Consider the following 17218-nt stretch of genomic DNA (forward strand, 5'->3'; position numbering starts at 1 on the left):
ACGCGCTGCGCTCATCAAAACCTTAGGTTTCCCAGGCATACCCGTCCGCGACGCACGCAGTGCGAAGCGGGAGCTGATGAGCCCTTGGTCACTGGCGCGGAGTGTGCGAAAACACTGATTCCAGATGCACCACTACCGCAACTGCGCGAGGGACCCGCTTAAGAACTAGCGGTGTGAGCCGCTTTCTCTTGCTTACTTCTCTTTGCGGCGGCAATGCAATTATCGCCGTACAACCCTTATGGGTAGGCGCTTCTAGCGATTAATGCAATTCGTTACCCTCAATCCTACCCCCAATACAATTTATGACAGATCGACGCAGAAACCCGGCCACCAGCGGTCTCCAAGCGCTCTAAGGCCAGCAATGATCGACATGGAGCACTTGCATCGTACTCGTACCTTAAACGTTCGAGTCTGCGCGCCGTCGCTCACGTGGTGAACCCGATCCGGGCCGTGAGTCGATCTGGATCTGTAACTCGCTGCATCACTGGAGCACAGGCGAGAGCGTGCGCCGTACAGGATCGACCGTCTCCGATAACCGGGACAGCCCGGTCATACCGTCTGGGCGTGGTGGTGGCCGCTATGACCTCGCTGCAAAGTCGGATTGATCCGATATCTTGACTCCTGGCCGGTGCTGCGTAACGGGGGCGCGTGCAAGCGTCTATCCGACTCCCCTCGGGGATTCATTGCACGCGCCTCTGTTTGGCCCGCCTTCTGGCGGGCTTTTTTTTGCTTCGGCTTCGACCACCCGACAATCGCCCCGTCCTTTCATGGTTCGATTTCTCACCACACGCAAATGCCCATGTCGTGGAAGCGACCTGAGCACGTGAGTTCAGGTGATGCTCGATATAAGGCTGCAACCGCATGTCGCATGGTGGCCCTGCCGGGCAACTGGTACGCCGTGGTCGGTGATCTTTTCATCGCCTTCGATGATGACATTCGGCTCGACGTCGGGATGTTGAGGACAGGTCACATGATCGCCCTTGCGGGCGACGCGGCGTCCGCCGTATCGCATCGTGTCGGAGGCGGTGACGACTTCGCCGCCGTGGTCAGTGGTGTCATTGAGTCGGATAAGGTCGATCATAAATTCAATCCTTCAAGTTGTTCTCTATCTCGGACCAACGATAGGCGTGTCACGCGGTCATGCCCGAACCTCTTCACCGGCAATCGCGGCAGACCGATCATTCTAAGGCGGCACTAAGTAACCTTGACGAATGCCTTTGGCGTCACCGCCGCATTTCTAGCGACGTGCAAGCACGTAACGGCATTTGTTCTACTTTTCCATTACGCGCCCTGACACAGACATTTTTTTTGGGGGTGGCGTGAGTCGTTGGTCCGGCACATCGGAGATTCATTTTTACAGTTCCGCTACGCTCTAAACACACACCTCCCGTCCGCATCAAGATTAGTTCTCGCTCAACATATAGCTTGTGATTCTTGAACGCATAGATGCGCTCCCAGGTCCCATAGGCATCAGCGCCGATAACCCGAAACTGACCGGTACCTAAGGCATCGGCCGCAACGGGTAACTGCCCAGAAAAGTCAACGCCGTCTCGGTCCGCGTAAAAAACCAGCATCTGTGCATCAAGTCCTAACCTTCCAGGGTTAGCCATGATGATTTGAGCACCCGACTTCTCCGGTTGAACCGTCCATGTGACTTGTGCGCAATCATCTGTTTCGTCTAGTCGCTGTGGCGCGACTAGTCGCAGATCACCTGAATGCCCATCAGCAGCAGATACTGTGATGAATTGGCTGCCAAGACTCCCCCTGCAAGAAAAAACGAACTTCGCGTTCTGGACTGCAACTGTTGTTGAGCTTCCAGAAACGTCTTGCGCAAAAGCCTGCAACAAAGGAGCACAGACAAATAAAATTCCAATCCATTTCTTTTTCAAATCAGTATCCCCTTGATTCTTGACGTTTCTGAACGACGCTGATCGAAGTGAGCTTCCGCTGGAAAGTCGGTAGGTAAACTTGCATGGTCCCCACGCACTTTATTCGTCATCTCGATCACATTGTCGCTATCCGCAATGGGTAAAAGTCTATTCTTTGCCCAGAAAAAACCAGCCGTGTCGATGGAAGTAATCGGATCGTCCGCTACAACCTCTGGGTTCGTGATAACCGGCGGTCTCAGCGACGCAGTAAGTTGGGCAACCAAATTCGCGTTTTGAATTGGTAGCAAGTTTGCGTGTACGCTGGCGGAGTATGGCGGGGCAAATCCCCACCATCGGGCATCATGCCACCATGTTTGCGCCACGCTTTGCTCACGCAGCCATCCCCGGTATTGGAAATACGCACCATAATTCGCTCGCCCTGTAAGCTGTTTCAATCCTCGACCTCTGAATTTCCCCCCGTCGTTCCATTCGACATTCCCCAGCCAGCCAGCGTAATTCTTCGCGCGTTCATACCGTCTGAAATAGGCGAAAGGATCACCGTTATATAACTCGCTCATATAGTGAAGTTGGGCAGACTCGACTGATGATTGCCCAAGAAAATGTGCCTGGCGCAGTGCGCCGCTAATACGATACTTGCTAAGTGTCCTGTTGATTCCGACAAGATATTTGTCAATCGCGGAAACATTGGCGGTTGGATAAATTCGTCGGAATTCGGCTGCGCTGAACCAGCCGCAAGCTCTGAAGTGCCGGATAAACGCCGTTGGCGGCAAATGCCACACCTCATCGGCATGTGGAAAATCCGGATCGCTGACGTCCTCCCAGAACGCCAGATCGCGCGCGTGATCCACCAGCTTGCTAAAAGCTGCGTCCGATAACGGACTGGTCAATGCCTCATGCGGACTCCTGAGCCAGTTGTATCGCGCCTCTAGTCCATCGCGACTCCACTCGGATGGAAACTTACACACCGCTCGCGCCGTGCGCTGCAGGATCGCTTCCATGCCCAGAGCGCTGACAGCATCGGCGTGGCTGATATGTCCGGAATGATTGACGTCCAGCCACCCCTTTACAGTCGGTGAATCGCACAGGCTGTCGGGTGTCGGATCATCGTTGATGAAGCTCCAGCCGGCCCACTCCGGAAAATCGGCGTCGCTATAGGCGCGCACGCCTGCCTTGGACAGGTTGATCCATCCATCACCGTCTGGCGTCTTCACTTTCCGCCAGTGATTGAAGCGGGCGCCTGCAGGAAGCTGATCGTTGATGCAGCGTCCGAAACGGATCATCTCGAAGATGGCACTCGGAGAGGCCACAGCCATGCCTGGAGCAATTGCCGCCAGAGAATCGTCTGTAAAGCGTCCGTGAAGGGCATTAGCACGCCGATACAGGCCGTACTCTGCCTCTCTTTCCACGGGCATTGCGCCGAAAACGGACCAGCCCAAATCCGCATTCTGCCGGTAGGTCGTCAACGTGCAGTCTTTCTCGTAATGCATGCGGACGACAAGATCGCAACCGGTTCCCGCCGGCGCGAGAGACGGCTGGGGGTGCAACGTCGCGACAGGCGGCGCGCTGTCGTCATCACGGAAAGGGTGTGGTTCGTTGGCAAAGAGCTTCGCACCACGAGGAATGAAGAACCAGCTGTCGCCATAGACCGCATCGGTACGAGCCGGGGTGCTGCCTAGCGCCCCGGGGGCGCGCCCGATGAACTTCCTCAGGTTCGCCTCGTTGCAGACGATCTCGAAGTGGATCTGCGGAAACTGCCCGTAAATCTGGCCCGGTGTGCCCAGGATATCCTTGCGATAAACCTTCTTGCCCACGGACAGCGACGACAGCGCGGCCTGGAGGTGCATGTACACCGAGTAATAGGTGACCTTCGCGTTGTCGCCTTCGCCAATTTCCGTATCGTGCCGGACGACGACACAGCCGTCGTCCGTACGCACGTTGCGGTACTGAAGCGTCGGCTTATGGGTCGTATCCGTCTGGCGCACGTACACGATTGTGCCGTCCGCGATGGCGCGCACGGAAGTGACCTGATTGCCGTCCAGCGGGGCTTTCAGATGCGCACCGCCATGCCAGCCAAGATTGAAGCTGACCGGATAGGCGCCGTTGCCCGGCGCACATTCGAGCATGTTGGCGGCACACACATCACCGTCGGGTACGACCGTGTTGCCCGCATCCGCTGTGGGCATTGCGTCATTCTGCTGCGGGTGGGCTGCTGAAAGAAAGGGCGGGCTGATAATCATAGGTCTGTCAGGAGGAAGAGTTACAGCGAATGGATGTAGTCATCAGTGGGCGTACCCGATCCGAACGGAGGGAAGCTCGGTATGCGAGCGTCTGCGTCCTGCACATCCCAAAGTCCCTTCTCCAGAATCACCCCTGGCGAGCCGTTGATAATCCCGCTGCCGTTGATCTGGATATACGACCCACCCGCGCCGATCCAGACTTCCTTCGACGCGTTGATGACGACCTTGCCGTCCGAGCTGCTGACCGTGATGTCCTTCAGGGCCGCGAGCGCCATCTGGTCGCTCTGCGCCTGGATATCGACCTTGCCTTTCGCGGCGATCAGTTTCATCCCGAGTTGGTACGCGAACATCGAGATCGCGCCGCGCACCGACGCGAACAGTGAGCGCCCCGACGACACGCTCACATCGCGACCTGCTGTCACCGCATGATCCTGTCCGCTCGCGATGTGCGTTCCCTGCGCAGCGGTCATCCCGATGCCCGCCGCGCTCGCAACGACAAGATCGGGCCGCGTCATCTCGGGGAACGGATTTTCACGCCAGTGGGCGGTGTCGCCCCGGATCGCGTCGTTCTGCGCCTTGATGGCTTTCGCGGCGTCGTGCTGGCTCGCGTCGGACGACTGCGCGTTGTGCTGCTGCGCGAGCTGCGCCATGTCCTCGTGTTGCGCGCGCGCCTGCGTCAGGCGCTGCACCGTCTCGCCCATGTCCTTCGCCGGCGACTGCGCACCGCTGCGCGTCTCGGTGGTCACCAGCATGCCCCGGTTTGCGCGGACCACGCCCCATGAATCGGTGGCGAGTTCCCAGCCGATGCCGCGCGCCTGTTTGCGTCCCTCGCCGGGCACGATGCGCGTGTTGTAACCCACCACCAGCCGCGAGTTCGCCTGATCGCTCGTCACCTGCGCCTGTAACCGGTCCGGCGTGTCGTCCGCAACGAACTGGTTCGACCCGCTCCCTTCCAGATTGCGACTGAGCAGGCCTGACAGGGCATGGTTGTCCTGTAACGGCCACGGCGGCATGTTGTCCGCGTTGTAGGCCTGCCCGATGACGAACGGCCGGTCCGGGTCGCCGTCGATGAAATCCACGATCACTTCCGTGCCGATGCGAGGCAGGCTGATGGCCCCGTGACCATTGCCCGCCCACGGCGACATGACCCGCGCCCAGCACGACGAGTTCTCGTCCCGGTTCGGCGAACGGTCCCAGCGGAATTTAAGCGTCACGCGGCCATACGGCTCGGTGGACACGACGTTTCTATCGAAGCCCGTCACCACGGCGCTCTGCGGTCCGGTCGTGCGCGGCTTCGGGACCGTGCGCGCCGGACGGAATACATTGGTCGCCGGTTGCACGGTGAAGTCGGTGTCGAACCGGTAGACGCCCGGACCGGTCGATTCCATCGTCTCTTCGGCATCGAGCTTCGCGCGGATCACCATGTATTCCTGGTTCGCCTTGCGATACGGATGGTTCTCCAGATGGAAGGTCGTCCCGCATACGACATTGCGCAGCGCGCCACGGCCTTCGGCGCGCTCGCCGCGCGCGAACAGTTCCTCGATGCGGATCTGTGCGGACTTCTCACCTTCGGCCGGGTCGGTATAGTCGCCGGGCCACTCGTAGCGCGCCAGATCATTGTGGACCGTCTTCTGCGGCTGGACCTTGCGCACGCCAAGATTGGCTTCGGGCTGCTTGAAGTCATAGTCGCCGGTGGTCCAGACGCCCGACTGCAACGTCTGGGCGATATCGAACGCGTCGATATACTCCGCGTCGATCCTGTGGCCCGGCGGGTAGTACGCGAGCGTGTGATACGCCTCGCTCTGCACCGGCTTGTGCGCGCCTACATGGTCCACGAACACCATCCGGTGATAGCCCTTCGAGTGCTCGAAAAACCAGTAGATGCCGTTCTCAGCCATCAGCCGCTGCACGAAACTGAAATCCGTTTCGCCATACTGGACCTGGTAGTCCAGTCGCGGGTATATCCGGCTGGTGCGCCAGGCGCAGGAAAACGGATAGATCCGCAGCACTTCGCGAATGATGTCGATAACATTCTTACGCTGAAATATCCGGTAGTCCGAGCGCTGCCCGGCAAGCCAGAGGCCGGGTTGCAGCGTGAGCCGGTAATGGCTCTGCCGGTCCTGCTGTTCGACAAAGCGCGCGCTGGTCACGATGCCGCTGATCTCACGCATGCCGCAGCCGATGTTCGACATCCACGAAGGGCCGGAAACCCCGCTCATTCCTTCAAGCTGGATAGCCACGGTCAGCGGCCTGCCGATCATCGCACGCAGGTCGAGGTTCGCCGCGTCGTCGCCGAACATGTCGAGGTCTTGCGGCGTCACCATGTCCAGCGTGTAGGTGTAGATTTCCGACAGGGCTTCCTCGCCACGGATTGATCTGAGCACCAGTGCGGGCTCGCCCGACGGCGATTCCGGCAGCGCCGCGCCGCTCACGGTGATGGTGCGGCGGGTCGAAAAATCCAGCATGAGTATCCTTCCTCCAGAATGAATGGATGCGGCTCACGGCCACTCAGGCCATTCAGGCCGCGCTGCGGGTGCCCATGCGTGGCGGCCAGAGCGCGACGGGGCCGCGCTGTACCGAGCGCATCGAGGTCTCCACGAAGGTATGCATCGGGACGTGGCGCGCCAGGTAGTGTTCAAGGATCACGCCGAGCAGATACGGGCTTTCACCTGCAAGCGCTCCTTCATCGACGGTGAGCGTGCAGCCGGTGCCGCAGCCGAAAACGAGATCGCCGGTACCGGGCAGGCGGCGCGTCACCGTCTGCATCTGCACGCCTGTGATTGCCTGCACCTGCTTCACGAAGCCGGGGTTGTCGCCGGTCCGGTAGAGCAGGAGCAGTTCGCGCAGTCCCGCGCCGCCTGTGTCCTCCAGCGGCAGATGATTGAAATTGAGCTGGCGCACCAGCCGCCAGGCGGTGGTGCCCTGTGCAAGCGGCCGCTTTGGCGTGCCCGGCGCGCGTATCAGTCCGACGCTGGCAAGCGGTGCATTGACGACCGTGCTGAGATCGTCCACCCCGTTGACGGCCAGCAGGTTCGGCAGATCGCGATTCGTCACCCATACCTGCGCGGTGATGAACCGGATATTGTCATGAGCGGGCGTGCCGTTTGCATCGACCAGCGACACCAGTATGTCGCCTGGCGCGTAGGTGGCGCGTGTCTGGTAGCGACGCGCCAGGTCGGTGCCCCGGGCGGGCTCGCGACGGGTGACGAAATAGCGGCCGGTGCTGTTCTCGTCGCGCGCCAGTGTCGGATACCGCGGCTGGAACTCAAGACTGGCGGATTCCCTGGTTTCGAATCCCGAGAGTGCCCCGACTGAAAACACTTCGTAGTCGGCGGGCGCGAGTGGATCGACATGCAGGGATGCTGTCGTGCTGTTCTCAGGCAGTTCGAGCCGGTCTATCGTGACAGGAAACAGGTTGATGACAGGGGTGCAGAACAGCGCAAAATGCGAGGCATCGACCCGGTTGACCAGTTCGCCTGCCGGGCGGTCGAGCAGCACGACGATCTCAACCTCCTGAGCTTCGATCCGGCGCAGGCCCGCCTCGAGTCCGGTGAGCGTGAAGAACAGGAAGCGCTCGGGACAGGTGGCATATTCTTGCAGCAGGTTGTGGCCGTGAAACTTCGGCCAGACAAGCGGCAGCATTGCCTGATCCGTGCCGAAGCCTTCATGCATCACGGCCTGGTTTCGCACCACGTGCAGCGGCTCCTGGGCAGTGGCAAAACTCCCCGGCGCGGCGAGTACCGATGCGGCCGCCCCGGTATGCAGGAGTTCGAACAGCTGGGAGGCAAGCCGCACGTCGCCCGCCAGATAGACCGGCAGGCGATCCAGACCGCGCAGCTGTCCGATGGTGGCGCTGCCGGTGGCTCGCAGCCGCAGGCGTAACGCGGAGCATACGTTCCGGTCCGGGCGCACGTAACGGTCAAGCGCGGAGATATCGGGCGGAATGCCGGTGAGCCGGGCGCTGACGATTTCCAGCGGATAGAGCGTGACGTCCTGGGTGCTGCGGAACTGGCAGATGCAGCCGCCGCCCTCCGGCACGGGGGAGGCGAACGGACTGCCGCGTGGCACATGGAACCCCTGTGCAAGTTTGCTCCTGGCGTGATCCGGGTATAGCCGCGCCACCGCCATCGATGGCGTCGGCGCGAGGTAATTCGGATAGAGGCATTGCAGCAGGGGGCGCGTGAAGTCGGGGAATGCGGCGTCCAGTTTCATGCGCATGCGGGCGGACATGAAAGCGAATGCCTGGACGAGCCGCTCGACATACCTATCGCCGATTTCACCCGCCTGCATGCCCAGACGCCTGGCGATTTTTACATGCGCCTGTGCGAATTCGGCGGCAAGTTCGCGCAGGTACAGCAACTCCTCGTTGTAGTACGTCAGCAGATCACCCGCGCCGGTTTCCGGGCGTTGATGGTACGGTACGGATCGCCTCGCCAACTGCTCCACGTACTGTTCCGGTTCGAAGCGCATGCCGGTAATCGGCGCATCCGTGGGCGCCTGTCCAAGCCAGCTGGACCAGCCGAGTTGTTCCGTTCCACCCAGCACCGCAGGTGGTGCGCCCTGTGGCTTGATGCGCAGTTCCAGTTCCCACCGGTAACCGCGCCCGACAAATTCCCTCACGCATTCGACGAGCTTCGGCAGGTCCACGCCCTGCGCCGTGAAACGCAGATACACCGCCAGGTCGAGCGGCCCCAGGACAATGCGGAACCGGTGCTGGCGGTCCGGCACCTGCTCACCGAGCATCGCGCCCATCGCAAGCGTCGAAGACTCCACGGGCTTGCCGAGATAACTGTGGCTGGCCGGCGCCATTTCCAGCCAGTGAAAGACGTATTCCTCGATTGCGACCGGTACGCCGAAGTACTGCTCAAGCGTCGCGCGCAGGCCGTCGGGATTACGCGCTTCGCGCACCAGATGCGCAGAGGCGGCGAGGCGCGCATGGCCAGGAAACGGCCGGCCGGCGATTTCGGCGGGATCGTGGCCGGCGAGGCTCGCGACAAAAAAGGAGAATGTTTCGTCATCCTTCCGGTCAAGGCCCGCTGCGGCCTGTGCGGAGACCCACGCCCGGTACAGCAGAGTCAGGTAGCGGTGGTGAAAGATGTCGAGGAAGTTGACGAGCGTCGCATCCCGCCGGTTCTGCTCACGCTCGCGTGCAATCTCGGTGATGTGAATCGGCAGTGGCCCGTTCGGCCCGAACATGCCCAGACTGAGAAGCCGTATCTTCAGACGCCCGTTGACCTCACGCACGTCGGCAATCTCGCGCGGCGCGAATGCGAGGCTCGGTGCCTGGCCGAGGCGGAACGGCTCCGCCTGCGGACGCCGCGCGGTTCCGACCGGGTCAATGTGGGGATCGGCGCCGATACGGCGCAGCAGGGAAATAAACCCGTAGCGCCAGGGTTCGGCCATCAGACGTTCAACGCTCTCCGGTGAAAGCGCCACGCCGGGCATGGGCGGATCGAAGCGGGCGCGCTCCATCAGGTCGCGTCCCCTGCACACTGGTGCATCATTGCGGAGGCGCGCGCACGCAGGCAGGCGGGCCTCTGATCGTGAGGAGAGAGCAGATGTGGGTTCATGCCCTGATTATTCAGGGCGTCTGATTCCGATGTCTATGGGACGCTCTCAGACGAATACTCTTTCTGTCCCGGTTTGACTCGGAAAAGTTGCCAGGAAGCGTCCGAACGATTTCAGGACGGCAGCACAGTTCCAGACTATGCAGATGTGCGCACAGCTTGCGAGAGTGGCATTCCCGTCGCGCGACAGGGACATCGCGCCAGGTGCGGATGCAGATTGAGTTCAAGTCTCGCGTGAGCCGCGTCCAATGCGCCGGTTAGCCGCAGCCTCGCTTAGATATCGGAAGTGGAAGCAATCGGGCCGCTCGAAGAGGCGCAGGCGTGTCGATCTCGGCGCGGTGTGGCTACGCGCCTGGTGCATTACGCCTGACACGTCCGGCGCGCGGCGGGGGCCGTAGCCGGCGCACAGCGAGCGCGGGAACGAGACCCGGTATGGAATCGTCCAGCGCCGCAGCAATCCGGTCCATGACACCCCGTTCGCACCAGACCAGGAATTGGCCGTGACATACATTCGCCGGTGGGTATTCGAACGGAATGGACGACCACGCCCCGCCGGTACACAGCACGAACAGAATCGCGCTGAGTACCTCGCGCCGGCTGTAGCGGGCATAGCTTGTGTCGCCAATGATCGGCGCGACGAGCTTCCACTGCCGGTCGGTCAACTCGGGGCATTCGTGCAGCGCAATCCGCTGCTCTATCCTGGCTCGCACGACCGATGGTTTAACGCCCATTTCGGCGGCCGCTCCTCTAACGCACATTTCGGCACTCGCATGAATCCCACGCAGGGTTTCAGTGGAGCGCTCCAGTTCGACCAGCGCGGTTTCTGCGACGTGTTTTAGCAGATCATCCATTGGTCGGTATCTCGCGCTAGCGCGGCAGCGGTCAACTTCGCGTAGCTTCGCTACCAGGCGTATGCACTCGCGCAACTGTCTTTCGGAATGTTCAAGCGTTGTGTCCAGCAGGATTTCAAGTGGACTTGTGTCGTTCGACTTCAGGGGGGAAACGGAGGAATGCTCGGCCATGATTCAATCCGGAATAGACGATCAAAGCCCGCGCAAAGTACGGAGGGTGAGCGGGCACATGGCGAGTTTGAGAGACCGGGCGATGAACCAAACCGGCGAGCCTTGCGGCTCCCTCGCCATGGCCCGCCCATTGAAACTGCGTGCATGGCAGAGCACTACCCACTTTCGCGGGTAGTGCGGTTCATCGCTACGGGCTCTCACACCCGCGCCGTTCTGTCTAACGGCACGAACAATCTAACCCATCTTTTTTTTGGGACGGTCAACCAGATGGGCTAAAGGCCGAAATTATAACCCCGCCGGCCGGCTCGCTGGACCTGCACGTCTTTCGGCTTCATCGCCTGGCGCCGCTCAAGGTTTGCATCGGCGACAAATGCATCCTGAACTTCGCCGCCGCGCGCCGCGCTGGAAACGATGCAAAGTCGGACGCAAAGTATCGCGCAAAGTGCAAAGACGATTTGGAAGTCATACCTGGGGGAAAGACGCGGTGCACAATTGTCCCCGGTTTTGGACCACCGGGAAAGTACCTGCAAGCATGGGCCGGCCACCGGCCAATCACTACGCTAGACGGGAGCTGTTTTATGAGAGTTTTCTGACCGTGTCAGACCACCGAAGATAAAACAGCAGGTACGGATCGCGGACGTCCAAAGTTTCCCGGTGCGAGTCCCATTCGATGATTTGCTTCGGCTGCCCATCGTTCGCAAGTTGTGCAATGTGCAGGCATGCGCCGGAAGTGCTCGACCCCGATGGTGTCTCTTGACCCGCTTCGACTACGCCTCGGATGCGGGCGAGCAGATCTGCATAAAGGAATCGCAATTGCGGAGGGTCGCTTGCGATCGCGCGAAGAACGCACGCATAGACGTCACCAACGTCACCGTCTGCCAAGCGGAACGACTTACGGTCAGTACCGCGTGTCTTCGGGCCTTCACTACATCGCTCGATAGTGCTTGAAAAATCGGCGCTAGATGTCCTATTGCAAATGCGTCGAACGAGTTCACCGCCGAACTCAACGTGCAGTTTCGTGTCGAGCTTTTGCCTCGCACCTAATTCAAAGCTTGCGTTAAGACAGATCGACTGCATTAGTTGGGGAGAGCCAGCAGCTTCTCCGGCGAAGGCGCGTAACAAATCCCTTTCAACCTCAATATTCAGCTCGACAAAACCCTGCTCGCCAATCTTCATGAGCGCATCCGTATCCCAGTAATCAAAGTCGATCGCGAAGATTCGCCCTTGCAAGTCTTGGTTTGCACGAAGCAAGTCTTCCGAGTGATATGGAACGGAAGCACAGACGATCTGGACGCCCGAAGCTATCGCGTCCTTGATCTGAGCAGCGACAGCAGGTTGCACATCGCGTGGAATGTAATGGAAGTCGTCAATAAAGATGACGAAGCCAGACCCAGCAAACTCCTTGACGAGCAGTTGAAGAAGATCCACCGGGTTAGATGCCGCCTCTACAGCCTTGCTGCCGATGCTGCCAGAAATGGACCCAGAAAGTTCCTTTTTCGCGATTACGATGCCGACTTCACCCTTTGCAGATACTGAGCCTCCCACCAAGGAGTTGGTCTCTGATGAGACCGACGTTGGGATAGTCGTGCCAACTGCGTGGAAGGCTTTCGTCCATAGGTGCTGCGGGGATTCCACGCCAGCGCCGGTGACCGCAATGATATTGCCGGCCCCGACAAGGCTTTTCACAAAAACTGTTTTCCCCGATTTCGATGGCCCAGAGATCGTTACTAGCAGTTGCTGATCTAGTGCGTCTTGTAGGTCTTGCTTTCGCCTTTCGATCTGGTCTCGGACCAACGTGACGGTTGGCAGCTTCCCGGGCGTGAAAATATCAACTGCTCTCATGGTTTCCCCTGTTCATCCACTGACACCCAACGTAAATCGGGCCTACTCAGCGCGTGTCGGTCATGTTAAGGAAGGTCTGCAGAAGTCCTGGCATTGTGTTGCTGCTGAGCTATCCTGGAAACAGAGCTAATTGGGTGAGGAGCAGTGTGATGACGCAACTTGGTCTTGGTCTGGATCTGTCAACGAAGCGCACGCGCAAGCGGGAATTTCTCGATGAGATGCGACGCGTTGTGCCTTGGTTGAAGCTGATTGCGCTGATCGAGCCGCACTATCCCACGGGCAAAACCGGTCGGCCGCCGTTCCCGATTGCGACGATGCTGCAGATTCATTTCATGCAGCAATGGTTCGGTTTGTCAGACCCTGCTATGGAAGAGGCACTGTATGACGTGCCGCTGTATCGCGAGTTCGCGGGTCTCGACGGCGGGATGGTTCGCTTGCCGGATGAAAGCACGATTCTTCGGTTCCGCCATCTGCTGGAAACGCACGGACTGGCGGTGCAAATGCTGGCGCTGGTCAATGAAATCCTGATGGAGAAAGGCCTGATGCTCAAGGCTGGTTCGGCAGTCGACGCCACCCTGATTGCCGCGCCCAGTTCGACAAAGAATGGCTCCGGCACGCGCGATCCTGAAATGCAATCGACGCAGAAAGGTGGTAACTGGTACTTCGGGATGAAAATGCATATCGGCGTGGACGCCGACTCGGGCCTGGTCCATACGGTCATTGGAACGGCGGCCAATGTTCACGACATCACGGTAGCCCAGGCGTTGCTGCATGGTGAAGAAACGGATGTGTACGCGGACGCCGGATATCTGGGTATCGAAAAGCGATGTGAGGCTGACGCGGTTCGTTGGCATGTTGCAATGCGACCGGCAAAGCGAAGGAAACTGGATCTGAGTGATTCGCTGGACGCGATATACGATCAGATCGAACGCCTGAAGGCGGGTATCCGGGCCAAGGTCGAACACCCGTTTCGCATCCTCAAACGGCAGTTCGGTTACATGAAGACCCGCTATCGTGGTTTGATGAAGAACACCGCCCAGATCACCACGCTGTTTGCTTTGGGCAATCTATGGATGGCACGTAGAGCTTTGCGCAAAGCTTGAAACACCGGGCCAATGAAGGCCATATATCTGGTTGGAGCGCTCCGGTGCGCGGAAAAAACTCCGGCAATCAACTCACCGACAAAAATCTGAACGCCGAGGCCGCGCAGGATGTGAAAGATAACGCTTCAAAAAGCGGGTTGTGCAGACCTTCCTTAACCCATTTTTTCGGGCGCTCGATTGCTGCGAAAATTACGCACCTCGTAAATCAGTCAAGACCGCCTGATCCCTCTCCAGTTGCTCTGCAGAACGTTCCTACCGGACCTGAAACGGCCGTCGAGTTAGTGTCAACCGAGTGGCTGTTGAGGGTCGATTATCGACGGCCATTTGATCAAGTCACTGAACATAGCTCGGCCGCACCAACCAAGGGCGGGACGGGCGACTATTACCCATGCGCTTGACGACATTATCGCGCCGATGTGACAGCTCTCGCGAGTTGCGCACCAAAGACGTGATCGAAGTTTGTTGACACGACCGCCTGCGCTCGATCACCGCATGCAGGATGCTCTCCGGAAATTTCCAATCGCCGCTCGCGAACGTTTTTAGCGCGCGAAGATAGTCATACCGCCCGCACACGCAGCGTCGACATGCCGCTCAGATGCGCCAATACGTTGGGGCGTCAAGTAGCCGCCGTGGACGCAGAGCGGCGCGCATTGTTACCACAGCGCTGCCTTCAGTTCTGCGCAATACGCAAGCTGTCCCCACGACCGCCTGCGTTCGGACGGTGGGCGCGCGGGTGCGACTTTGCGCACTGTTCCCAGTGACGGCTTTTCCAGTTCCTGTCGCAAAGCCAGAAGCGCTTCATCCGGCGGCATCACGGCGTCCGCCAGTCCGGCACGGACGCTGGCCGCGCCAAGGTACGTCCCGCCATCCATGTTACGTACCTGCGCGTTAGACAGGCCGCGATTGCGCGCCACTGTCGCCGTAAGCATCTTGCCCACGGCGTCGATATCCGCCTTGATGCGCCGGTACGCCTCACGTGCGAGCGGCCGGTACTCGCTACCGTCAGCCTTGCGCTCGCCGGAAGTGATCAGCGTGACCGCGATACCTGCATCGGTGAGCGCCTTCGAGAAGTCCACATGCGCGAAGAGCACGCCGACGCCACCAGTGCCGCCCGTACGCGGTACCGTGACCTGTTCACATGCGGAGGCGATGCAATATGCAGCGCTAAGGGCGCACTCGTTACAGACCGCGAGTAGCGGCTTGCGCCGACGCGCCGCGTAGATCGCATTGGCGAGGTCCAGCAGGCCCGCTATCTCACCGCCGGGACTGTCGATATCGAGCACAATGGCCCGCACGGCAGGATCGACAAGTGCGAAACTCAGGCTCGCGCGGATACCGTCGTAGCCCGTCACAATGTCGGCGCCGGCTATCAGGCACGGCGCCGGTGTGCCGGTCCTGCTCAGCAGCGTCCCCTGCACCTGAATGACCGCAATGCCCGTGACCATCGCATACGGCGGTCGAGGTCCGACTTGCGCAACGTCCGCGTCGACCCTGCTACCGATAACCGCGACGCGGGGTGTCACACGGGCGGTCGCCGCGATGGCTGCGAACCTGCCTGGCTCGATAGCGAGCGGCGTGTTGAGCAGGCGCATTGCGAGGTGCTGATAGCCAGGGGCATGGATGCCTCAGCGAATGACGGTTTCGCCAGTGGGCCGGCCGCGTGGACCGCTTTCGGTGATCACCTCAGACTTGACCCGATAAGGCCGCGGGCGCTTGTCCAGATGAACATAGCGTACATGCGAGCGTGTAGCCCGCAGCGCTTTCGCGACGGGTTCCATCGCCGCATGCACCGCAGCCTTCGCCGCCTCGGTCTGTACGGTTGTCACCAGCAGCAGGTTTGGCGCGTCGTCGCTACCGCCGCAGTGCGGAAAATAACGCATCAAGCTTCGGCGCGGATCCGACAGGTGGGCGCTTATCATGAAATCCTGCACGGAGCGGATCGGCACAATACCCGTTAGCGCAACAATTTTCGCGTAGACGGCTCGCACTGGCACAAGGCTTACATCGAGTTCAGCTGCGAGCGCATCCAGCACTCTCCCAGCGATATCGGCGGCATCGGTGCTCACAATTCGGATTTCGACGGAGATCTCTTCATCGATCACCGCCGCCTGTTCTTCCAGGGCGTTGAGCCGCGCCCGCAACCGGCGTTCAAGCAGTTCCGCTTCAACTTCCTGTTTCGCGAGCGCAGCCAACGCTGCTTCATGCCTTTCGAAGTCAATGGGCGCCGGTTCCGCCTCGGCGCCGGCCAGTTCAATCTCTGCGCCCGTCGCCTTGGCCTGGAGGGCGGCCACCGTATCGTGCGCGTGCGTGATCTCGGCCGGCAGCGACTCGATCCGCGCGACCAGTCGCCGCTTTTTTTCAAGTAGGGCGTCAAGTCGCTGGAATGACTCGCAAGGAACGACTATTTTCGCGAGGGCGTTCGTGTCCGCACTCGTATTCGGGGTGTCAGTCATGACGATTGCTCCTTTTTTAGCACTTCAAGTTGTCGGCGATCGGCGCAGGCAGTGCCATGGTTTGCCAGTCGCCTGCCGGCTATAGTTCTCCTGATGTAGCGGGAAAAACGTCCTCACACAGGTTCTATTCAAAGACCGGATGGAAAATAGAATGTCAAGGCGACGACGGCCTGCCTAGCGCCCGTATCCAGTCACCCATGATTTGCTGCATCGACTCCGACTCGACGCGCTCGATTTCGACCATGTGATTCCACGCGTCGATATCAAGATGCTGGACAATCGAGTTCCGGACGCGCCTGCGCAGATCGTTCGAATTCATCGCGTCAACTTCCCAGCACTTCTCACCGTACTTGCGGATAAACCATCGATAGCGCGCATCGCTTTTTTTGGTCTCAGCCAGAAAGTACGGCAGCGCGTCCGAAGAGACGTCGACATGCGTGAGCGCGATACGGCATAACTGGAACCTGCCTGGATCGGCGCCGTAGCGCTCCAGCCGGTCTGGCAGGTCTTCCTCGCTCATGAACATTCCACTCGGGTCCCAGTCGCCGACATAGAGCAGCACGGTCGGCTTCTCACGGTGGTTGATGGATCCGGCCATGTCGTTCGTCGCGGTTGCGCTGGCAAAGCCATGCATCACCCGGAACGGCACACCAAATTCTTCAAGTACCGCCGCCAGTACGCCGCGTACCGTACCCTTCTCACTGACCAGTTCGACGTTATATGGCTGGTCCTGCCAGTAGTCCTTGCGATACTGACCGACCAGCGATTGAATGAAGTGCGCGCCGTCGCTCCATTGCGCGACCTGTTCGACCTCACGCGTTTCGTCAACAATCCAGCTCCATTCAATCTGGCCGTGCTCGCGCGCCCACGTGAGCAGGCGCGACACGTTGCCGGTTTCATTCCTGCCCATGTTTTCGATAAGCCCGCGTGTGAAAAGTTGGTAACAGACGCTGCGCACCGTCGTTGGCTTGATTTCTTCGAGCACGCGGACCGCCGCGTCGACAAGTTTGACTGACTGGATGTGCAGGCCGCGTCCCATGATTTCGCCTCCTTGTGTCCAGTTGGTTGACGAAGTTAATAAGGTAAATAGGTTAAGTAGCTCAAC

At 59.8% G+C, this 17218-nt stretch carries 11 protein-coding genes and 1 pseudogene; 1 reads left to right on the top strand and 11 read right to left on the bottom strand.

What is annotated here, in order from left to right:
* Positions 1-829: 829 nt before the first annotated feature.
* From B0G82_RS18665 to B0G82_RS18690, 8 genes and pseudogenes are all read right to left on the bottom strand, one after another.
* Complete coding sequence (locus B0G82_RS18665) at positions 830-1081, bottom strand: PAAR domain-containing protein (RefSeq protein WP_121308398.1); 252 nt, start codon at positions 1079-1081, stop codon at positions 830-832.
* Positions 1082-1223: 142 nt separating this feature from the next.
* Positions 1224-1889, bottom strand: coding sequence for a hypothetical protein (locus tag B0G82_RS39435; RefSeq protein ID WP_147439507.1), 666 nt, complete (start codon positions 1887-1889; stop codon positions 1224-1226).
* Positions 1886-4126, bottom strand: a complete 2241-nt coding sequence (locus tag B0G82_RS18670; RefSeq protein WP_121308399.1) for a peptidoglycan DD-metalloendopeptidase family protein — start codon at positions 4124-4126, stop codon at positions 1886-1888. Before B0G82_RS18670 ends, B0G82_RS39435 begins: the two co-directional genes overlap by 4 nt.
* A 20-nt stretch (positions 4127-4146) precedes the next feature.
* Entirely contained in the window at positions 4147-6591 is a 2445-nt protein-coding gene (gene tssI, locus B0G82_RS18675) for a type VI secretion system Vgr family protein (protein WP_121308400.1), read from the bottom strand.
* A 52-nt stretch (positions 6592-6643) separates the two neighbouring features.
* Positions 6644-8509: a type VI secretion system baseplate subunit TssF gene (gene tssF / locus B0G82_RS18680; RefSeq protein ID WP_241974715.1), complete on the bottom strand. Its 1866-nt coding sequence runs from the start codon at positions 8507-8509 to the stop codon at positions 6644-6646.
* 63 nt (positions 8510-8572) lie between these two features.
* Positions 8573-9598 (bottom strand): annotated as a pseudogene (gene tssG / locus B0G82_RS40105) (type VI secretion system baseplate subunit TssG); the annotation flags it as partial.
* Between the two features lie 439 nt (positions 9599-10037).
* Positions 10038-10715: a transposase gene (locus B0G82_RS18685; protein ID WP_121308401.1), complete on the bottom strand. Its 678-nt coding sequence runs from the start codon at positions 10713-10715 to the stop codon at positions 10038-10040.
* A 576-nt stretch (positions 10716-11291) separates the two neighbouring features.
* Complete coding sequence (locus B0G82_RS18690) at positions 11292-12557, bottom strand: hypothetical protein (RefSeq protein WP_121308402.1); 1266 nt, start codon at positions 12555-12557, stop codon at positions 11292-11294.
* Between the two features lie 149 nt (positions 12558-12706).
* On the opposite strand from B0G82_RS18690, the gene B0G82_RS18695 reads away from it, so the two are divergent.
* On the top strand, positions 12707-13660 hold the full coding sequence (locus tag B0G82_RS18695; protein WP_121308403.1) for an IS5 family transposase: 954 nt from the start codon (positions 12707-12709) through the stop codon (positions 13658-13660).
* A gap of 653 nt (positions 13661-14313) precedes the next feature.
* On the opposite strand, the gene B0G82_RS18700 is transcribed toward B0G82_RS18695, so the two are convergent.
* The 3 genes from B0G82_RS18700 to B0G82_RS18710 all read right to left on the bottom strand — a co-directional run bounded on the left by B0G82_RS18700 (position 14314) and on the right by B0G82_RS18710 (position 17152).
* Entirely contained in the window at positions 14314-15252 is a 939-nt protein-coding gene (locus B0G82_RS18700; protein WP_121308404.1) for a S49 family peptidase, read from the bottom strand.
* 33 nt (positions 15253-15285) lie between these two features.
* Positions 15286-16113 (bottom strand): hypothetical protein, encoded by an 828-nt coding sequence (locus B0G82_RS18705; protein WP_121308405.1) that lies wholly within the window; start codon positions 16111-16113, stop codon positions 15286-15288.
* Between the two features lie 154 nt (positions 16114-16267).
* Positions 16268-17152 (bottom strand): hypothetical protein, encoded by an 885-nt coding sequence (locus B0G82_RS18710; RefSeq protein WP_121308406.1) that lies wholly within the window; start codon positions 17150-17152, stop codon positions 16268-16270.
* Between the last annotated feature and the right edge of the window lie 66 nt (positions 17153-17218).

Origin of the sequence: Paraburkholderia sp. BL17N1 (assembly GCF_003634175.1) — a bacterium.
GTDB lineage: Bacteria > Pseudomonadota > Gammaproteobacteria > Burkholderiales > Burkholderiaceae > Paraburkholderia.